The sequence below is a fragment of the Pontibacillus sp. HN14 genome (assembly GCF_021129245.1).
GTDB lineage: Bacteria > Bacillota > Bacilli > Bacillales > BH030062 > Pontibacillus.
On record NZ_JAJOLR010000001.1, the window covers coordinates 939,246 to 959,809 of the forward strand.

A 20,564-nucleotide genomic window follows, 5' to 3' on the forward strand; every position below is an offset into this window, starting at 1 on the left:
AGATTAAAATAAATTTACCACATCATAAGTTGTTATTCAATAAACAACTACGACTGACGATAATCGTTTTGAGGCTTGACGATACTTGGACGATTCTTCGCTAAAGGAACAGCTACACGGAAAAGGATTTGCATGAGCGCTCCAAAGTTAAACGGTAAAAACGGCCAAAAATACGGGGTATTTAAAGAGTTCGTTCTTGTTAACAACAGTACATAGAGGGTAAATCCGATAACAAATCCTTTAATACCAAATAGAGCTGTGATTAACAATAATGTGATTCGACTGATCTTATTTGCCACACTAAGCTCATAACTAGGTGTAGCAAATGAGCCAATAGCACTCATCGAAACATATAAGATAACTTCAGGGATAAACAATCCTACGTCAATGGCAATTTGTCCAATCAATACAGCAGCAATTAGACCCATTGCCGTCGAGAGCGGGGTCGGCGTGTGAATCGCTGCAATCCTCAAAAATTCAATTCCTATATCTGCGATTAACAACTGAGCAAATACAGGGATGTTACTCTCATCGTGTGGACCTATAAACTTTAACGATTGGGGCAATAACGTTGGATCATCGACCATGAGTAGCCAAAAAGGTAATAAGAATACAGACATAAAGATTCCCAAATAACGAATCCAGCGAACGAATGATCCTACGATGGGAGCTTGACGGTATTCCTCTGCATGTTGCACATGATGAAAAAATGTTGTAGGTGTGATAATCATACTTGGTGATGTATCCACCATAATTAACACGTGGCCCTCAAACAAATGAGCAGATGCTACGTCAGGTCTTTCTGTATAGCGTACAAGCGGGAAAGGATTTTTCCCCTGGCTTACCAAATACTCTTCAACAGTTTTATCCGCCATCGATAACCCATCTATATCAATGCTTTGAATTTCCTCTTTAATAAGTTTAATTAAACCTTGATCAGCAACATCTTGTAAGTATGAAATACAAACGTCGGTCTTGGAGCGTTCGCCAACCTGAAAGATTTCGTGGCGAAGCCGCTCATCTCTCACCCGTCGGCGTGTTAGTGATGTATTCTCGATGATATTCTCTGTATACCCATCCCGTGAACCTCGGACAACCTTTTCTGTGTCAGGCTCACTAGGTGTTCGTCCAGGGTACATACGGACATCTACTATAAACGCTTCACTATATCCATCAATAAATACGATAATTAATCCTGACAGCAGCTGGGTTGTTGCTTCACCTAGATCTTTTACTTTTGACACTTGTTGATGGACTAATCGATTCTCTACAATGGAGAATAATTTAGATTTATTATGTCGTTCAACATCATTGATCTCAATTAACTTCTTCATTAGTTCAATAATGTATTGAGTATCACACATGCCTGTTAAGTAGTAAATATCAATGTCTTTTTCAAATACTTTAATCTTTCTAAAACCTAGATCAAATGATACTCCTACCCCGACGCGATCTTTAAGAAATTGCTCATTTTCTTTTATTTTGGAAGAGATCGGTTGACTACTCCCCTTTTTCATTTTTATCAGCCCTTTCCAAAATCAGTTCAATCGCCTTCCTTGTTATTGGCACTCCCTTTTTTAAGTCGTCTTGGCCATACATTTTACCGATATCTCCAATGGCAACTACAGTAGGAATATCCAATTCATCAAGGGAATAGACCGTATCCCCACTAATTCGACCAATTTCCATTTCTCTTTCCCCTTCTTTGTCGACCCCTTCTGCAACAATTTCCCCTTTCCGATCGATAGCGAATGTAAATCTTGACCACTCACGGAAACGAGTATGAGAAGCTACTGCTATCGCTCCGATAATATCAATCGAAGGCTCCTTGGCTAAATCTAATAACACTCGCTCCCCTGGCCCAACCCCTTGGATTCCTGCGTCATCTAATAAAACATAAACGGGTTCAGCCTTGGCTCTATTAACCGCTTTAATAATTTCCCCAGAAGACGCTGTCGTCGGATTAGCGGAATATTCAGCAAGAGAAGTTCCTCCGATTTCTCTTGCCAAATAATCTATAGCGTTCCTGGCATATTCATCTCCGTCTGTAATGACAATGACTTGTTTTGAAAGCATATGCATCTATCCTTTCGGTTTGAATACAAGGGCGACAAGGAAGCCAAACAAAATGGCTGATGCGATTCCAACGGATGTTAAATGAAAGATCCCAATTCCAATACCAAGCAGCCCATTCTTATCTGCTTGTTCCATAGCTCCATGTAACAAGGAATGACCAAAGCTCGTAATCGGTACGGTAGCCCCCGCTCCTGCAAATTCAATTAGTTTATCGTATATATTAAAACCATCGAGAACAGCACCAGATACTACAAAGGAAGCCATAACGTGCGCTGGGGTTAATTTAAATACATCTAATAAGATTTGACCAATAACACAAATGGCCCCTCCTACTACAAACGCCCACACATAATCCATTATTGTTCCTCCTCTCGCATTAATACGACGCCGTGAGCTATTGTTGGAATCGATTCCTTTTGTTGAACCATGGTAGGACTCATTAGGGCTCCAGTTGCTACAACTAATATGCGCTTATATTTTCCTTTTTCAAGTGCCTGAATTAAATGGCCATATGTCACAACGGCTGAGCATGCACAACCACTTCCTCCAGCAAAAACTTCCTGATCGCTGTTGTAAATCATGAGTCCACAATCGTTATGAACTTGTTCCATATTGTACCCATCTTCTTTTAACATGTCCTTTACAATTGGACTTCCAACACCTGATAGGTCTCCTGTTACAATCAAGTCATAATCCGTCGGTAGTCTGCCCATATCTTCAAAGTGTGTCTTAATGGTGTCATAAGCCGCAGGAGCCATAGCCGATCCCATATCGAACGGGTCTTTAGCTCCATAATCCATTACTTTACCAATAGTAGCCGCTTCAACACGAATGCTTGACTTTTTCTTACTCACAAGAGCAGCACCTGCACCAGTTACTGTAGAGGTAGCTGTCTTTGGTTTTTGGCCTCCATACTCCGTTGGATAGCGAAACTGTCTTTCAGCTGTTGCATTATGACTACTCACAGCAGCCACAACATGATTAGCAAATCCACCGTCTACAAGAGCACTTCCTACAGCTAACGTTTCCATTGAAGTTGAACAAGCACCGAACATACAAAGAAATGGAATGGATAAAGAACGGGCTAGATAGTTAGAGGTAACATTCTGATTTAACAAATCACCTGCTAAGAACAGATCAACCTGTTCCTTCGTAAGCTCGCCTTTGTTGAGACAAGACTGTACGGCTGTTTCCATTAGTTTTCGTTCAGCTAACTCCCAATTGCCCTCATCACAATGAAGATTCTCAAAACTCTTATCAAAAGTACCGGCTAAAGGTCCTTTTGCTTCCCTCGGACCGACAGCTGTACCCGTAGCATTAATATAAATGGGGTTTTCATATACCCAAGATTGTTTCCCTTGCTTTCGCATGAAGGTCACCTCCTATAGAATGAGTTTAAATACGTAACGCACAATCCCTACAACATAGGCTGCTACCACTCCAAACACAATGACAGACCCTGCTAATTTAAATAAGTTTGTTGCAATCCCAAGCACAATTCCTTCACTTTTATGTTCAAGCGCAGCACTTGTTATCGAATTAGCAAACCCTGTTACTGGTACAGCGGATCCTGCACCTGCAAATTGCCCAATCTTATCATAAATACCAAATCCGGTAAGGAGGGATGCAATAAGGATTAGCGTTGTAACCGTATAGTTTCCTGCATCCTTTTCAGAAACATCCATCACGTTCATATAAAGCTCCGTAAGAACTTGGCCAAATGCACAAATCAGACCCCCAACTAAAAAAGCCTTCAAACAATTACTGAATAACGCTGGCTTTGGCTGGTATTCCTTGATCGTGTTGTTGTATTGCTGTTGATTAAATTTCTCACTCATTTTGGTCACCTCATTTATTTAACAAAAATCGTCCATTGAAATAATGATCCTGTAATTTTCCCTAAAACAATAGCCATAAGAAACCACAAAAGACTTCGTTCTACTCCAATACGCCTCGCCAGAATCGGAAAGACATTTAATACTTCTGTCAGTGCTGCCGCCAGCATTCCTATGAAGATCCCATGGAACAATCCCCATATAGAACTCAAGAATGTTGGAAATCCAAAGGGACTATCATTAAATGATAAAAATGTGCCTGATAAGACCCCCAATACAACGCTTCCTTCATACCATTTTGTATAGATAGCACTCTTACTCAATTGTATAAGTCTCGGTATAATACCAAGCACTGTTAAAAATGCAACAAAACCTGCTCCTACAGCCAGCCCACCAGCAAGGCCAACAAATAGTTCAATCAGTGGAATCATGTTTCTTATGATCCTGATTGATTTGGTTCTCATGATAAGAAACGTACTGGTCCAAGTCTTGCTGGTATTTGTGCATTTCTATTTCAAGAGGACTTGGCTCTTCATTAATTCGTTTCTTAAATAAGTGGTTAAAGAATAAAATCATGCCGATCCCTAAACCAATGGAATAAGGGACTTGCAGCCAGAGCGGATGTTTTATGCGTTCCCCTGTCAATAAGAAATGCAAGTGCTGATGGACTTCTTCCATACTGACATCGAAGTGAAAGTTCATAATAGCCATACCAGCTCCTATAAATAGTAAAAGCCAGATGAGAACGACATAGAGTAGCGCAGGTTTTTTTCGCTTAGAAGGAATCATGACGATGGTTTGATTAGGCCCCATCGGTTGAAACTCAAGCTCTTTAAACGTTTGACTAAGTTCATAAATCACACGAAATACGTCAATAATGACAATGTTTTTATCTTGTGTTGAAACGGTATGGATGACGACGTTATTTAATTTCTCTGTCAACCGCGTACTTGCAGAAATGAGCGCAATATCAGACAAATAAATAACTTGATGACGATATCCGTTTATTTTTTGCTTCATTCTTATATAAACGACCTCGCTCATCTCGCATCCTCCTCAACAAGAAATGTTTATAAATAGTATGAGTTTCATGTCCTCGAATCATGCGTTTACATCTTTTGTAAAATACTTTCCATAAAAAAGGTGCCTCCTCATATTGAGGAGACACCTTTTTACTCGTTCATCTGATTTTTGATGAAGGCCAGAATTTTTTTCTCAAGTCGAGATACTTGAACTTGTGATATACCCAGCCTATCTGCTACGTCAGACTGCGTTTGATCTTTAAAATACCGTAAGTATATAATGAGACGTTCTCTCTCATCTAAGGACCGAATTGCTTCTTCTAATGCCATTTTGTCAAACCACTTTGTATCTTGATCAGCGATTTGGTCCAAAAGAGTGATTGGGTCACCGTCATTTTCATAAACGGTTTCATGAATCGAGTGTGGCGCTTTGGAAGCTTCTTGGGCTAAAACAACATCTTCTGCTGAAATATCTAATTCTTTCGCAAGTTCTTGAACAGTTGGGGCACGGCCATATACTTTGGTAAGTTCATCTTTTTTCTTACGAATCTTATTTCCAGTTTCCTTGAGACTACGGCTGACCTTAACACTACCATCATCTCGTATAAACCTTTGAATTTCACCGATAATCATAGGAACAGCATAAGTGGAAAACTTCACATCATAGGAAAGATCAAACTTATCTACCGACTTTAATAAACCAATACAACCAATCTGAAATAAGTCATCAGGATCATAACCCCGATTTAGAAACCGCTGTACAACGGACCAAACTAATCGCATATTCTTTTCAACAAGGATATTCCGTGACTCTTGATCACCTTGTTGACTTAATTCAATATACGCTTTGACTTGTTGATCAGAAAGTTGCTCTTGTTTTTTGTTTTGTTTTAGTTCCACATCCATACGCATGACCCCTTAATTACATAAGGTTTTGCTTTTTTTTAGGTGTTTGACTAATCGAACTGTCGTGCCTTCCCCGGGAATTGATGTGATATCCACTTCATCCATAAAGTTCTCCATGATGGTAAAGCCCATTCCAGATCGCTCTAACTCTGGCTTTGATGTATATAAAGGCTGTTTAGCTTCATCTACGTTTTCAATTCCCATACCCTCATCCCAAATGGAGATCGAAACGGTTCCTTCAGCAATCTCACAGTCAATATGGACAAGTCCTTCTGGATAGCCATCATAACCATGGATAATGGCGTTGGTCACTGCTTCTGACACTACCGTTTTAATTTCAGTGAGTTCATCCATTGTAGGGTCTAGTTGTGTAATAAAAGCTGCTACGGTAACACGTGCAAAGGATTCATTTTCACTTAAGGCCGAGAATTGGATATGCATTTCATTCTTCATTAGGAAGCCACCCCCAACGTTTCAAGTGCAAACGCCTCGTTTTCTTCTAAACGAATAATTTTGAATAACCCTGACATTTCAAATAACCTTTGTACAGCAGGTGAAATGGAACAAACCACCATTTCTCCTCCCTGTTGCTTGACTTCTTTATATCTACCTAGAATCACGCCTAGTCCTGAACTATCCATAAAGCTTAACGATTCTAAATTTAGAATCACATGCTTCAGGTTCTGCCGCGATAAAATGTCCTGCCAGTCATTACGTAAATTCTCTGCTTCATGATGATCAAGTTCGCCAGACAGGCGAACCAATAAAACGTGCTGTTTTGTTTCAAAGTGAACTGAAAGACTCACTGGGGTTTCCTCCTTGTTAATGGGTTAATGAGTCTTTCTTCTTTTTTATGCCTATTTCCTGCACCCTGACAAAACTAGTCGCATTTCGAGTAAAGGTCTTAAATTTAGCGCTGTTTCACCATCTCGCTCATGGATCGTTTAAATAGCGTCCATATTCCGGCTTCTTCGACCGTTTCATTTACCACAATATCTGTTTTAGAGAGTGGCTTTCCATTGCTTGTAATGGTAAGCGTTCCAACGGTATCACCTTTTTGAATCGGTAGTGTTAGATCTTTTTTATAGACCAGGTTCTTCTCAACATTTTCAATCTTTTGGCCCTTTTTCTTTAATACACTGACGGATTCACTTGTCACTACATCCACTGTCGTTTTAGCCGCCCGTATATTTGTCAACTGATCTACTGCCTGATGGCGTTTATATAGGGATTCTGTTTCGTAATGGTTAAAGGCATAATCAAGCATAGCTGAAACATCCGAATTCCGGTCCTTTGGTGTTTCTGCTCCCATTACCACTGCAATAACCCTCATATCGTCCTTTTTAGCAGTTGCTGTTAAGCAGTACATGGCTTCTCTTGTAAAACCTGTCTTAAGGCCATCCACACCGTTATAAAACTTTACAAGTTTATTTGTATTTACTAGCCAAAACTCATTATCGGTTCCTTTACGTAAATAATCTTCGTAAATGCTTGTGTACTTCGTAATCCCTTCGTGCTTAAGTAATTCTTTTGCCATTACTGCCATATCATGTGCTGTACTGTAATGGTCTTTAGCTGGTAAACCAGTGGTGTTTTGGAATTTCGTATGTTTAAGTCCTAGTTCTTTTACTTTTTGATTCATTTGTTTAACAAATGCGGATTCACTTCCAGCAATTCGTTCTGCTAATGCTACAGAGGCATCATTTCCAGAGGCCACCGCCACCCCTTTTAAGAGCTCCTCAACGGTCATTTCTTCCCCAGGCTCTAAGAAAATTTGAGATCCTCCCATGGAAGCAGCATATTCACTCGCACGGACTTTCTCATTAAGCTTTAGCTTCCCTTCATCAAGAGCTTCCATTACAAGGATCATTGTCATAATCTTCGTCATACTAGCTGGTGGAAGTGACTCCTCAGAGTTCTTCTCATAAAGGATCTCGCCTGTATCTCGCTCCAACAGAATAGCGGACTTCGCACTTTCTACTAACTCAGGACCTGACTCTTCTTTCGCATAAGAGGCAGGTGCAAACATTGTCATTATCATTGTCATCAACATGAACCAGACACCTATTTTTTTCATAGAGGTCCCTCCAATCTTTATGTTAGCTATTTTTTCCAAGGCAAGAAAATATATAACAAGAAAACCAAAAAAATAAAGCTTTACCCCAGTAAAGAACTAAATGGTGTCAGACACCCTTCTTCTCTTTACTAGAGCAAAGCACAAAAAAGCCCACTGCGGAGGGATGACTCCCTCAGCAGTGGGCTTTTCATAATTTTTTACTTCTCTGTTACCATATCGTGGACAAGAGTGGGAGCGTCAACTTTATTTGATGAGATGGTGATGTTCTCATATAGTTTTTGCTTCACATCTTCAATATCCTCTTGATTAGCATGGATCGTAAGAAGGGATTCACCTGCTTCTACATAGTCTCCGACCTTTTTATTTAAGTAAAGGCCTACCGCAAGATCAATGACAGATTCTTTCGTGGCACGGCCAGCTCCAAGCATCATAGCCGCGGTCCCTAGCTCATCGGCAACAATTTCTTCTACATATCCAGATTCCTTCGCTTCAAGCTCTACTTTATAAGTAGCCTCTTCCATTACGCTAGGATCTTCTACGACACGAGAATCGCCACCTTGAGATTGAAGGAAAGTAGCAAATTTCTCAAGGGCTTTGCCGTTATTCATATTCTCTTGAAGTTTCTCACGTGCTTCATCTAGAGAATCCGCTTTACCTGCTAATACCACCATTTGGCTACCAAGGGTTAAACAAAGTTCAGTCAGATCTTCCGGACCATGGCCTTTAAGAGTATCAATAGCTTCTTGAACTTCTAAAGCATTTCCGATTGCACGACCGAGAGGCTGGCTCATATCAGAAATAACTGCCATTGTGTTTCGACCTACACGATTTCCGATTGCCACCATCGCTTCAGCTAAGGCTTTTGAGTCTTCAAACGTCTTCATGAAAGCACCGGCGCCCGTTTTAACATCTAATACGATCGCGTCTGCACCAGCAGCGATCTTCTTACTCATAATGGAACTTGCGATAAGAGGGATCGAGTTAACGGTTGCTGTTACATCGCGAAGACCATAAAGCTTCTTATCAGCTGGTGTTAAATTACCTGTTTGTCCGATAACAGATACTTTATTTTTGTTGACAAGTTCAATGAACTCGCTCTTATCAATTTCCACATGAAAACCTGGCACAGCTTCTAGTTTGTCAATTGTACCGCCGGTATGTCCAAGTCCTCGTCCACTCATCTTAGCTACAGGTACATCTAATGAGGCAACAAGTGGTCCTAGAATGAGTGTCGTTGTATCACCCACACCACCTGTAGAGTGCTTATCTACTTTAATGCCTTCAATAGCAGATAGATCAATGGTATCTCCACTCTTCACCATTTCCATCGTTAGGTTGGCACGTTCCTCATCATTCATATCTTGGAAGAAGATAGCCATGCATAAAGCACTTGCCTGGTAGTCCGGAATGTCACCATTGGTATATCCTTCAATAAAAAATGTGATTTCTTCTGGTGTTAACGCTTTTCCATCTCGTTTTTTAGTAATAATATCATACATTCTCATGTTTCAATTCCCCCTGTATTCATGACACTTTTAAAGTGATTTTGTAATTTCTTTTACGAAGTTTAAAAAGTCTTCTCTTACTTGTTGTGTAGTTTCAATAACTTCATCGTGTGTTAGAGGTTGATCTAAAATGCCCGCTGCCATATTAGAAATACAAGAGATTCCGAGTACATTCATTCCGGCATGATTCGCTACAATGACTTCTGGTACAGTGGACATGCCAACAGCATCTCCACCCATAGTACGTAGCATACGAACCTCTGCGCCGGTTTCATAGGATGGACCTGTGTTCCCCACATAGACGCCCTCTTGTACCTTAAGCCCAAGACGATCAGCACAAGCTTTAGCATGATTCGTAAGCTCTACATCATAGGCTTTCGACATATCAGGGAAACGAGCGCCAAGTTCGTCATCATTCTTACCAATCAGAGGGTTATCTCCCATATTGTTAATGTGGTCAGTAATAATCATAAGGTCCCCTGGCTTAAAGCTTTCATTAATACCACCAGCAGCATTTGTTACAAATAAAGACTTAACTCCAAGTTCTTTCATAACGCGAACTGGGAAAGTGACTTGCTTCATATTATAGCCTTCATAGTAATGGAAACGCCCCTGCATAGCGATCACTTGTTTACCTTCTAGTTGACCAATCACTAGTTGTCCCTTGTGACCTGCGACAGTCGATTGGGGGAAATGAGGAATCTCACTATAAGGAATTGTAACGGCATTTTCAATTTCATCTGCTAATACTCCTAGCCCTGAACCTAGGATCATGCCTAAAGTTGGTTGGTTTGATAATTGTTCGTTAATAAATTGTGCTGCTTCTTTTGTTTGTGCTGCGTTCATGCTTATGTCCTCCCCTTACTTTAAGTCTTTCAAAAAACTCTTGCCATATTCAGGCATTTTAATATTAAAGTTCTCTGCAACTGTTGCACCAATATCAGAGAATGTTTCACGAAGTGGTAGCTCTTTTCCTTCATTAAATTGTTTATTGTAAACAAGTAGCGGAACAAGTTCACGTGTGTGATCTGTGCCATGGTGAATGGGATCATTTCCGTGGTCTGCTGTAATCATTAATAAATCATCTTCGTTCAGTTTATCTAATACTTCCGGCAGACGTTGGTCAAAAGCTTCTAATGCTTCACCATAACCTTGAGGGTCGCGGCGGTGTCCATATTTTGCGTCGAAATCCACAAGATTTAAGAAATTAAGACCTGTAAAGTCTTTATCCATAGATTGAACGAGTTTGTCCATACCATCCATGTTATCTTTAGTACGAATCTCTTCGGTTACCCCTTCTCCATCATAGATGTCTGAGATCTTACCAAGGGCAATGACATCATAGTTCTCATCTTTCAACTCATTCATGACTGTGCGACCAAATGGTTTTAATGCGTAATCATGGCGGTTAGATGTTCTTTCAAAGTTTCCTTCTTTACCTACAAACGGACGAGCAATGACACGTCCAATCATATACTTTTCGTCTTTCGTTAATTCACGAACCATTTCACAGATTTCGTACAACTCATCAACTGGTACAACTTCTTCGTGAGCTGCAATCTGAATAACAGAATCAGCAGATGTATAAACAATTAAGGCTCCCGTTTCCAAATGTTCAGGACCAAGTTCGTCTAAAATAGCAGTTCCAGAAGCCGGTTTATTACCAATGACCTTACGTCCGCTTCTTTCTTCAATCTCATTAATCAATTCTTTCGGAAATTCTTCAAATGTACGGAATGGTGTATCAATGTAAAGGCCCATGATTTCCCAATGACCCGTCATCGTATCTTTCCCATTAGATGCTTCCTGCATCTTCGTGTAATGAGCCATTGGTTTTTCAGCCGGTTCAATACCTTGAAGTGGTCGAATATTACTAAGACCAAGCCCCCCCATATTCGGCATGCTCAGGCCTTTCATATGCTCAGCGATATGGCCTAAAGTATCTGCACCTTTGTCATTAAATTGTTCTGCATCAGGTGCTTCTCCAATCCCAACTGAGTCTAATACAATTAAAAATACACGTTTATATTGTTCCATAACTTCGATCCCTCCTATAATGTTTACATTCCCTTATTGCACGGATCTATGCAGTACAATAGGGGTGGTATGATGTCAGACATCATTTTTTTGGAAAAAATTACGCTCTTGGGTGATAAGAGCGATAAATGTCTGTTAACCTTGCTTTTGAAACATGTGTGTATATCTGTGTGGTAGAGATGTCAGCATGTCCAAGCATTTCTTGTACAGCCCTGAGGTCAGCCCCATTTTCTAATAGGTGTGTCGCGAATGAATGACGCAATGTGTGAGGTGTAATCTCTTTTTCGACTCCCACTTCCTTCGCAACCGCTTTCAATATCTTCCAAAACCCTTGTCTTGATAATGGTCGCCCATGGTGGTTGACGAACAATTCATCTGTTTGGTTTTGCTTTACTAGCTCAGACCTTGAACTAGATAGATAGATTTCAATTGACTTTTTAGCCATGTTTCCTAGAGGGATAATGCGCTCTTTTGAACCTTTACCAAGACAGCGCACAAACCCCATAGTCAAATGAAGGTCGCTTACTTTTAAGGACACAAGTTCTGTAACTCGTAGACCTGTAGCATAGAGCATCTCTAACATAGCTTTATTTCGAATTGACAGGGCATCATCTGCTCTCATTGACAATAAGGCTTCTACATCTTTCATAGATAAGGTCTTAGGAAGCTTTCTTTCTTTCTTAGGCGTTTCGATATGTAAGCTCGGATCCGCTTGAGTGATTTGTTCTCGGATAAGAAATTGATGGAAAGCCCTAATCGATGAAAGTGTGCGAGCAATGGTAGATTGAGAACGATTTAAATCATTTAGATGATGTAAGTATTGCATAATGTGCGTACGAGCAATCTTACGAACATCCGAAAGAGCTGTTTTATTTTTTAAAAAAGTAACATATTGAGTAAGGTCTCTTTCGTAAGACATAAGGGTGTTACGAGACAGTCCTCGCTCAATTTGTAGATAATGAAGAAAATCTTTCTTTTCGTTTTCCATGACCCATTACTCTCCTAACCGGAAAAAGATCGATAATCGGTCTATAATTTGTTCTTCTTCCCATTGAAATACTTTAACAGCTTTCCCCTCCGGTTCATCGTACCGATGAATTTGTTCGTATTCCTCATTCATCATCCGTAAACCAAAATAAAATAACAAGGTACAGGCTGTAAAAATCACAAAGATTTTTATTGTATCCTTAATTAACTGTACTAAATGCATCCGCACATCTCCTTTAGTGCTTATGTCCTTTAGTACAAGATATGCCAGAATTTCTCTAAAATATACGAAAAAGTTTAAAAGAGAAACACATGATAAAAGTAACCGATTTCTTATCATTTGTAAATAGATATGAACGGATTATCATGGTTTTCTAAAAAAACGGAGCATGTTCATTCTCAAGCATACATCAAGCTTGAGAAACCCTCTTTTCTCTTATCCTTAACAAAACTTGGTAATCAAGAAATCTAACAAAATAAAAACCTTTCTTCCGACTGGAAAAAAGGCATTTTCGCGTTATGATTTTACTGTAACGACCTGGCATTTTTTGCAGATGCCGTGAAATGTAAGCCTGTGATCTTTCACTTGGAAGCCCCAATCACTTTCCACCTGCTTTTCCACATCAATTAATAGATCTTCTTCAATTTCTTCAACAGCACCACATTCCACACAAACTAAGTGATGATGAAAATGTTCTGCTCCTTCTTTTCGTAAATCGTAGCGAGACACTCCATCTCCAAAGTTGATTTTATCGACGATCTTTAATTCAGATAGTAATTCTAATGTACGATAAACGGTAGCAAGCCCTATTTCAGGTGCTTTTTCTTTTACGAGGAGGTAAACGTCTTCTGCACTCAAATGATCCTCTTCATGTTCGAGCAAAACGCGAACGGTTGCTTCTCGCTGTGGCGTTAGCTTGTAGCTCTGGGAATGGAGCTGTTTTTTAATTTTCTCTATGCGTTGTTCCATGACTGGTCCCTCCCTCGTATATCCATCTTTCATTATAAGCAGATATAGAGAAAGTGTCAAATTATATTCATTACAATCTATTATTTATAATGATTATCACCTAAAAATATTATGATCCATAAATAAACTCAACCACAGCTTTTAACGCCCCCGGAGATACGTACGATTCAATAATGGACGCCACACTTAATACAGCAAATAATATGACAAATAAAGCACTATATTTCATGAAAGGGGGCAGTAGAGGTTGATGCCCTTTCTTAGCCATTAGTTTTTGAAGTAAAGTAAATGAAAAAATCATCGCTATGCTACCTGCCATGATGTAAACAGGTATAATTATGAGGTTCTGCGGAGCAATAGAGGCTGCTGCCATAAACAGACCTTTCCAACCCATTTGATTCACCAGAAACCCTACTGAGAAACCAACGACAATCCCTTTCATAAATAGCAAAATCCATATGATAGGCATTCCAATAACGGACATCCCTAAGATAAAGATTAAAAGTAAATATTTCATATGATAAAAGAAACTGCTCTTCAACAGACTCACAGCATCACTTACCGTTCCGCCCATCATTTGTTCAAAAAACTGATCTAGATAAAAGAATAAGTCCTGCTTCTGGATCACATTCATACTATTAACAATGACAGCTCCAAAAACAATTCCTATTAAAAATAACAAGCTAGTAAAGACATAAATACTAGCATTTTCCCGAAGATGTTGAGAGGCAGCGTGTCCTTTAGCGTACATGAGAACCCTCCGTTTCTAGCAATCTGTTCTATTTACTAGATATTCTATGAAGGGTTCTCTTAAAATAGACCACTCCGTTCGCTTCTTTTACTTCCTGACTTTTATACGACCATACATGCCTCCCCCGCCCGCATCAACACTCACGTCTCCAGAACGATTCTTTACGATCATCTCAGCTACTGACAATGGAACAACATCTTTCAATTGATTTATTGAGGTATGATGAATGATAGTCATTTCTGTACCAAATGCTTCTATTAGCTTACGTAATGTTTTAGGACCAATTTTCGGCAAATACTCGAGTGGTATTTGATGAATATACGGAGGCCTTTTCCTTCGTCCTTCATATTCGTCCGATAATTCATGTATGCGATCAGCTACTCCCTTCACCATTACAGCTTCCTCACAAAGACATTGTTCCGGTGACTTTAAGCACATATGACAAACCGTTGTATAATACTTACCAAGCAGTGGGTTCATACCGTAGTTGCCAATGATTCTTCTACCATCTTGTTCATGAAGGGCGAAGACCAATTCTTGAAAACAACAATCTTCCATTAAAATTTCCTGGTACTCGCGTGCAATCTTTGGTAATGAATGAGCATCTGAATTTGTAACAAATGAATAGGCTGCAAGTTCTGGAATCCCTTCAGCCATGTTCGTATCCGCACTAAGGCCAAGCTCAACTCCATCAATAAGCTTAGGATCAAACACCTCTTCAAGAGATGTTTTCACCCCTTTTCCATATAGGCTTTTGAAAGGAATAAAGATATGGGCCGGAATAAAAATTCCTCCCTCATCCTTTACAAAGCGCTGTAATTCTTGTGCACTCCCATACATCCGCTGAGAACTTAATGTGATATTTGTTACACGTTCGCTCTGCCATACGGTAAAACGCTGCATAGCTTCGAGTGTTGGGAAATAGCACAACACGTGAAGAGGCCCCTGACAATACTCATCATACACCTCTACTTCGCAACCTAATATAAGAGTAAGAGGGCCATAACGAATCCCCCCTCCAGAAAGCTCCTCTGCTTTCCCTTCTTCAATCAACTGTAAGATTTCCGATTGTACAGCAGGGACGTGGCTATCAATCACGCCAACCATGTCCAGCCCTTTTTGGTAAGCTGCGTGGTCGACAATATTTGTGAGAGTAAGCTCGTCAGATGCCGTTATTTTGACAGGGTCTCCATGAATCGTTCTTCCGATGTGTATATGAAGATCTGCAAAATAGGCGTTCATTACACCATCAATCCTTTTAATTTCACATAAAGAAGCGCATAAGCTGTTTTTGCATCCCAGATTCTTTGATCTCTTTCCATTTGTTCAGCTTCTTCTAATGAAACTTCTAGCAATTCAACAAATTCATCGTCATCTCCGTCTAACTTAGATTCTGCCTTTTTAAGATCTGTCGCTAAATACACATGAACAATTTCATCTGCAAAGCCTGGAGAAGTAGAGAAAGAAGTGACGAACTCTAGTTTATCTGTTGTGTAACCTGTTTCCTCTTCCAACTCTCGTTTAGCTGTTTCCTCAGGACCTTCTCCTGGTTCAAGCTTTCCTGCTGGGATCTCAACGAGTGAGCGCTCTAGCGCCTTTCTGTATTGCTCCACCATGACCAATTTCCCTTCTTGTGTAACAGGAATTATAGCAACGGCACCTGGATGTTTAATTAATTCCCTTTTTGATGTATTCCCATCAGGTAAAGAAACATCGTCGACTTGAAGAGAGATTACCTTTCCTTTATAAATAGAATCCGTATGTATCGTTTTTTCTTCGAATTTTTTCATATCGATTTCCTCCAATAGTATATAATTCACATTCTCTTTTAACTTACCCTATTTTAGGGAAAAGTGTAACAGTTGAGTCTTTCATAAGACCATTTTACAATGAAAGTACCCTAGCCAGAAAGGATGATAGATTTTGAACAAGCGACAACTTGGCTCTTCCGATTTGATGGTATCAGAGATCGGTTTAGGATGCATGACTCTAGGAACAGATGAAACAAAAGCTACAGAAATTGTAGACCGTGCCCTGGATGCAGGAATTAATTACTTAGATACAGCAGATTTATATAACTTCGGCCGCAATGAAGAAATTGTTGGAAAAGCAATTAAAGGTCGACGTGATCAAGTCATACTCGGAACAAAGGGAGGGAATCACTTTAACAAAGAACAAGAAGACTGGTATTGGGACCCTTCTAAAACCTATATAAAGGAAGCAGTTAAGAATAGCTTACACCGTCTCGGAACAGATTACATTGACCTGTATCAACTTCACGGCGGGACAATTGATGACCCTATTGATGAAACCATAGCAGCGTTTGACGAATTAGTCCAAGAAGGGCTAGTCCGTTACTACGGGATCTCCTCTATTCGACCAAATGTTATTAAAGAATATGTAAAACGATCTAATATCGTAAGTGTTATGATGCAATATAGTTTACTCGACCGTCGTCCAGAAGAAGAAATACTAGAATTGCTTAACGAAAATAGAATCAGCGTACTTGCCAGGGGCCCATTAGCTAAAGGGATGCTAAGTGACAATGGTCTCCAAAAAGTACAGGAGAAAGCCACTGATGGTTACTTATCCTATTCCCATGATGAAGTTAAGCACATGATTGAACATAGTTTAGGGTATTCTTCTGAAGATCGTTCTCTTCAAGCCCTAGCACTGCAATATGTTCTGAAAGACCCAGCTGTTGCAACCGCTGTGTTTGGAGCTAGTTCAGTAGAACAATTGGAAAGAAACCTATCCATGTTAGAAGCTCCCCCTTTAACAGAAGATGTTTATTCTCAACTACAGCAAATCACACGACCAATTGTTTATCAAAAACATCGCTAATCACAAAAAGCTCCTCACATGATGTGAGGAGCTTTCCCTATAATACATTACTTTTTAGGAGCAAAAAGAGTCTCGCCAAAAATTTGCATAAATAAGTTGCTGTAACGCTTCATATTCTTTTGAATATCTTGACCAATCTTCTGAAGTTCTTCATCAGATACTTCATTTAAATTGACTGCATTGTCCCCCTCAACTACTTCAGGGAACTCAAGGTCATCTGTGAATGTCACATCTTGCTCCATATTGAAATCAACAGATGCCATCACACTTCCCATTTGAGTATTGTCAAAGTTAAGGTCTAGTCCTAAGTCAGTATCTTGACTATACTCATCTTCGCTTCCCTTAGTTAACGTCGTATTTACATAGCCGCCAATTTCAGGGATTGGTTGTCCTTCAAACATGTCTCCTTCAAGCACCACATCAAATGTAGAATTTGAAGTTGTTTCCGTGTACTCGCTCTGTACGTTAAGTCCTACCGTCAGATCATTCGCATCTTCTACTGCATCTACAACAAAGCGGAATTCATTATCAACAGCTAGTCCATCTGTTTGAGATGTGCCGTCTTCTGTATAACTAAGTGTAAACCCTTCCTCTTGACCAGCTTGTCCGAAGGAAATTTCTCCGCTTGCTTCGTAATCTTCTCCCTCTTTGTTAAAGCTGCCGATCATATCAACTGTTACGGCTTCTTCAGAACCTTCTGCTTTCAGGTCCATTGTAATCATTTCATGTTCTACAACGTTATCCTGGATATAAGCTTCGATTGAAATCCCTTCAGGGAGAGATAATTTGTCTACGTTTTCAATGGCTCTCTCAAGATCCGCCATAATCATTTCTTCTGAATTCATATCAGATGGCATGCCTTGCATTTCCATTTGTTGCATTACAGCATTCCAGAACGTCTCATCAGATTTTAGTTCTTCTAGCAATGCTTTAATCATTTCCTGAGCTTTTTCTTCATCAATTTGAACAGAAACTTTGTCATACGTTTCTCCGTCATAATCTACGCCTTCTTCAAGGGAGAATTCCGCCCCTTCAAGTTCATCCGTAATAACGTTTAAATAATCTTGCCCCATTGTCTTTAGCTCATTGAATGTGAAATTCGTTTCATTCGCTTTAACAATGTTAGGGAAGGAAGTCATCATTCCTGTCGTATCCATTGCGGGCGCACCAGGTGTTTCCTGAGCAGGCATTCCACTCATTCCATCTAATCGCTCAATCAGTTCCCCATACTTGTCATTTTGGAAGCTGAAATACTTCCTATATAGACTTGGAACTTTAAGGGCTGTCTTCTCTTCATTTTGATACATGTAAGCACTGGCAATGTTAAAGTTATTCAAGTTTACGTCAACATCTCCATATGCCTCGTTTGTCGATGGATCGATTTTTGATTTCGTTTCGAATTCTAGCTTTGAAAGAACATTTTTAGCCATTTGTACTTGCGGAAGGAAAGGTTGTACAGCATCCCCTTCTGCGTCAAAGCCCATTGAAAAGCTTGAATTAGACTTGTAAGCCTCACGCAATAAGCGATCTTGAAGCTCAATCGATGTTTCACTGTATTTAAGCATTTGTTCCCATCGGATATCATTTGTGTTTTGCTGCGCATCTAAATACAAGTCCATAGCTTCTTGACTTTGATCAGCCTCTGCAGCGTATGTAGGCGTCGCAAGACCTGCTGTTAATAGAGTAGCTGCTACTGTAGTTCCTCCAACTTTTGCAAACATCTTTTTGGTTTGTTTTGTCATCATTCCATCCCTTTCCATTTTCATAATGTAATAGATTTCCTATCCCTATTTACGGGACAGGTTGCAAAAAGTTCCGTTTATTTCAAAAATAAAGAAACTTTTATGTATTTTGCCAATGGGCAATTTACTTCCCATACTACTACAATAAATTGGGATTTCAAGAATTTGTTACCTTAATTCTTTCTTAACACTGGACACTCGTTTCACTTCCTTCACCCTAAACCACCGTATATTCATTTAACCCCATTAAAATAAGACCTGCCGATTAGCGGCAGGTCTTGAGGAGTGCTGAACATTTGAAGTTGAACGCAAATTGGAGCGGACACTAACTAGTGTAGTATCCTCAACTTTCGTTAAAATGGATATTCTCTATATTCGGATTGGACACTGATCCATTTAACGGTTGTGAATTTGTCAATTGCCCATTCGCCGCCAAAGCGACCAATACCTGATTGCTTCTCGCCACCGAAGGCAACATGGGCTTCATCGTTTACAGATTGATCATTAATGTGAATCATACCGGTTTCAATCCGCTTCGCAACTTCCATACCGTGATAGCGGTCTGTTGTAAAGATCGACCCGCTTAAGCCATAAGGAGAATCGTTGGCAATTTGAATAGCTTCTTCTTCATCCTTCACTTTAATAAGAGCCGCCACTGGACCAAATATCTCATTCTTAGCGATTGGCATATCGTTTGTTACATGAGATAAGACCACTGGATGCATCAGATTTCCTTCTACCTTTCCTCCAAGCAACTTCTTAGCCCCCTGGCTGACACTCTCATCTACATCTTGCTGAATACGCTTGATCGCTTCCTCGTTAATAACAGGACCGACAACTGTATCGTCATCAGCAGGGTTTCCTGCTTTTAGACTCTCCACTTTATTCTTAAAAGCTTCTGTAAATTTATCATAAATGCTTTCGTGAATGATAATTCGGTTAAGAGACATGCAAATCTGGCCCTGATGCAAGAACTTACCAAAGGCCGCTGCCTGAACAGCTCGATCAATATCAGCGTCTTTCAACACTAACATGGCATTGTTGCCTCCTAATTCTAAAGCTGTATCTTTCAAATGTTTGCCGGCTAATTCTCCGATGTGACTTCCAACCTCAGTTGAGCCTGTGAAAGAAATTAATTTAGCTGCCGGATGTTCCACAAATGCATCCCCTATTTCAGATCCTCGTCCAACTAATACGTTGATAACGCCTTCTGGGAATCCAGCTTCGTGGAATAAATCTGCTATAAGTAAACCAGAAGTGACAGGTGTATCAGAAGCGGGTTTCACGACAACTGTATTCCCTGTGGCAATTGCGGGTGCTATAGATCGAAGCGCTAAATGGAACGGGAAATTCCAAGGGCCAATCACGCCAATGACTCCTTTTGCTGAACGATGTACATAGTTGTTTTTCCCAGGAACATTTGAAGGTAAGATTGTCCCCTCCATGCGTGTTGGGAAAGAACTCGCTTCCTTCACAATCGCCATGGCTGCTTGGAATTCTACTTGTGATTTCACCTTTGTACTTCCGGATTCTTTTACAAGCCAGTCGACAATCTCATCTTTTCTTTCATTCATAACCTGAAGCAAACGGTCGAAGTAGGCTTGTTTTTCAGCAGGGCTTACGTCAGCCCAGGATGATTGCGCCTTCTCAGCATACTCATATGCTTCATTTAAATCTTTTTCATTTGCTGACTGAATGGTTTGTAGTAATTCATTTGAATATGGATTATAATTTTCTACCATTTTCTCACTGGAACCTTGTTTCCATGTTCCATTTATATATTGTTGAGTGAATGATGTCGTCATTGTTATC

At 40.0% G+C, this 20,564-nt stretch carries 23 protein-coding genes; 1 reads left to right on the top strand and 22 read right to left on the bottom strand.

What is annotated here, in order from left to right; all coding sequences use genetic code 11:
- Positions 1-47: 47 nt before the first annotated feature.
- From LQ226_RS04825 to LQ226_RS04920, 20 genes are all read right to left on the bottom strand, one after another.
- Complete coding sequence (locus LQ226_RS04825; protein ID WP_231416725.1) at positions 48-1,517, bottom strand: spore germination protein; 1,470 nt, start codon at positions 1,515-1,517, stop codon at positions 48-50.
- The gene (spoVAEA, locus tag LQ226_RS04830) at positions 1,501-2,076 is read right to left on the bottom strand and encodes a stage V sporulation protein SpoVABEA (RefSeq protein WP_231416726.1); all 576 of its coding nucleotides are present in this window, start codon (positions 2,074-2,076) and stop codon (positions 1,501-1,503) included. Before spoVAEA ends, LQ226_RS04825 begins: the two co-directional genes overlap by 17 nt.
- A gap of 6 nt (positions 2,077-2,082) precedes the next feature.
- Entirely contained in the window at positions 2,083-2,433 is a 351-nt protein-coding gene (spoVAE, locus tag LQ226_RS04835) for a stage V sporulation protein AE (protein ID WP_231416727.1), read from the bottom strand.
- Positions 2,433-3,446: a stage V sporulation protein AD gene (gene spoVAD / locus LQ226_RS04840; protein WP_231416728.1), complete on the bottom strand. Its 1,014-nt coding sequence runs from the start codon at positions 3,444-3,446 to the stop codon at positions 2,433-2,435. Before spoVAD ends, spoVAE begins: the two co-directional genes overlap by 1 nt.
- Before the next feature lie 12 nt (positions 3,447-3,458).
- Positions 3,459-3,914, bottom strand: a complete 456-nt coding sequence (gene spoVAC / locus LQ226_RS04845) for a stage V sporulation protein AC (protein ID WP_231416729.1) — start codon at positions 3,912-3,914, stop codon at positions 3,459-3,461.
- Positions 3,915-3,928: 14 nt separating this feature from the next.
- Positions 3,929-4,342, bottom strand: a complete 414-nt coding sequence (locus LQ226_RS04850; RefSeq protein WP_231416730.1) for a stage V sporulation protein AB — start codon at positions 4,340-4,342, stop codon at positions 3,929-3,931.
- Positions 4,326-4,955, bottom strand: coding sequence for a stage V sporulation protein AA (locus LQ226_RS04855; protein ID WP_231416731.1), 630 nt, complete (start codon positions 4,953-4,955; stop codon positions 4,326-4,328). Before LQ226_RS04855 ends, LQ226_RS04850 begins: the two co-directional genes overlap by 17 nt.
- A gap of 128 nt (positions 4,956-5,083) precedes the next feature.
- Entirely contained in the window at positions 5,084-5,839 is a 756-nt protein-coding gene (gene sigF / locus LQ226_RS04860) for an RNA polymerase sporulation sigma factor SigF (RefSeq protein WP_231416732.1), read from the bottom strand.
- A gap of 12 nt (positions 5,840-5,851) precedes the next feature.
- Positions 5,852-6,292 (bottom strand): anti-sigma F factor, encoded by a 441-nt coding sequence (spoIIAB, locus tag LQ226_RS04865; RefSeq protein ID WP_231416733.1) that lies wholly within the window; start codon positions 6,290-6,292, stop codon positions 5,852-5,854.
- The gene (gene spoIIAA / locus LQ226_RS04870) at positions 6,292-6,645 is read right to left on the bottom strand and encodes an anti-sigma F factor antagonist (RefSeq protein ID WP_231416734.1); all 354 of its coding nucleotides are present in this window, start codon (positions 6,643-6,645) and stop codon (positions 6,292-6,294) included. Before spoIIAA ends, spoIIAB begins: the two co-directional genes overlap by 1 nt.
- Positions 6,646-6,749: 104 nt before the next feature.
- The gene (locus LQ226_RS04875; protein ID WP_231416735.1) at positions 6,750-7,916 is read right to left on the bottom strand and encodes a D-alanyl-D-alanine carboxypeptidase family protein; all 1,167 of its coding nucleotides are present in this window, start codon (positions 7,914-7,916) and stop codon (positions 6,750-6,752) included.
- Between the two features lie 197 nt (positions 7,917-8,113).
- On the bottom strand, positions 8,114-9,421 hold the full coding sequence (locus tag LQ226_RS04880; protein WP_231416736.1) for a pyrimidine-nucleoside phosphorylase: 1,308 nt from the start codon (positions 9,419-9,421) through the stop codon (positions 8,114-8,116).
- A gap of 30 nt (positions 9,422-9,451) precedes the next feature.
- A complete protein-coding gene (locus tag LQ226_RS04885; protein WP_231416737.1) occupies positions 9,452-10,267 on the bottom strand; it encodes a purine-nucleoside phosphorylase in 816 nt (271 codons plus the stop codon).
- A gap of 15 nt (positions 10,268-10,282) precedes the next feature.
- Positions 10,283-11,458 (bottom strand): phosphopentomutase, encoded by a 1,176-nt coding sequence (deoB, locus tag LQ226_RS04890; RefSeq protein ID WP_231416738.1) that lies wholly within the window; start codon positions 11,456-11,458, stop codon positions 10,283-10,285.
- Positions 11,459-11,558: 100 nt separating this feature from the next.
- Positions 11,559-12,446, bottom strand: coding sequence for a site-specific tyrosine recombinase XerD (xerD, locus tag LQ226_RS04895; protein ID WP_231416739.1), 888 nt, complete (start codon positions 12,444-12,446; stop codon positions 11,559-11,561).
- 6 nt (positions 12,447-12,452) lie between these two features.
- Positions 12,453-12,668, bottom strand: a complete 216-nt coding sequence (locus LQ226_RS04900; RefSeq protein ID WP_231416740.1) for a YqzK family protein — start codon at positions 12,666-12,668, stop codon at positions 12,453-12,455.
- Between the two features lie 294 nt (positions 12,669-12,962).
- Positions 12,963-13,415 carry a ferric iron uptake transcriptional regulator gene (fur, locus tag LQ226_RS04905; RefSeq protein ID WP_188650436.1) on the bottom strand — a complete coding sequence of 151 codons (453 nt, stop codon included), beginning with the start codon at positions 13,413-13,415 and terminating at the stop codon, positions 12,963-12,965.
- 109 nt (positions 13,416-13,524) lie between these two features.
- Positions 13,525-14,166, bottom strand: a complete 642-nt coding sequence (gene spoIIM / locus LQ226_RS04910; protein ID WP_231416741.1) for a stage II sporulation protein M — start codon at positions 14,164-14,166, stop codon at positions 13,525-13,527.
- 87 nt (positions 14,167-14,253) lie between these two features.
- Positions 14,254-15,408, bottom strand: coding sequence for an endonuclease Q family protein (locus LQ226_RS04915; RefSeq protein ID WP_231416742.1), 1,155 nt, complete (start codon positions 15,406-15,408; stop codon positions 14,254-14,256).
- A complete protein-coding gene (locus tag LQ226_RS04920; RefSeq protein ID WP_231416743.1) occupies positions 15,408-15,956 on the bottom strand; it encodes an NUDIX domain-containing protein in 549 nt (182 codons plus the stop codon). The genes LQ226_RS04915 and LQ226_RS04920 overlap by 1 nt, the downstream gene beginning before the upstream one ends.
- Before the next feature lie 133 nt (positions 15,957-16,089).
- Here LQ226_RS04920 and LQ226_RS04925 point away from each other — a divergent pair, with 133 nt between their 5' ends.
- Positions 16,090-17,010: an aldo/keto reductase gene (locus tag LQ226_RS04925; protein WP_231416744.1), complete on the top strand. Its 921-nt coding sequence runs from the start codon at positions 16,090-16,092 to the stop codon at positions 17,008-17,010.
- A 47-nt stretch (positions 17,011-17,057) separates the two neighbouring features.
- Here the strand turns inward: LQ226_RS04925 and LQ226_RS04930 are convergent, their stop codons facing one another.
- Together LQ226_RS04930 and LQ226_RS04935 are read right to left on the bottom strand one after the other, a co-directional pair.
- Complete coding sequence (locus tag LQ226_RS04930) at positions 17,058-18,755, bottom strand: DUF6583 family protein (RefSeq protein ID WP_231416745.1); 1,698 nt, start codon at positions 18,753-18,755, stop codon at positions 17,058-17,060.
- A gap of 350 nt (positions 18,756-19,105) precedes the next feature.
- A complete protein-coding gene (locus LQ226_RS04935; protein ID WP_231416746.1) occupies positions 19,106-20,557 on the bottom strand; it encodes an aldehyde dehydrogenase family protein in 1,452 nt (483 codons plus the stop codon).
- Positions 20,558-20,564 lie beyond the last annotated feature (7 nt).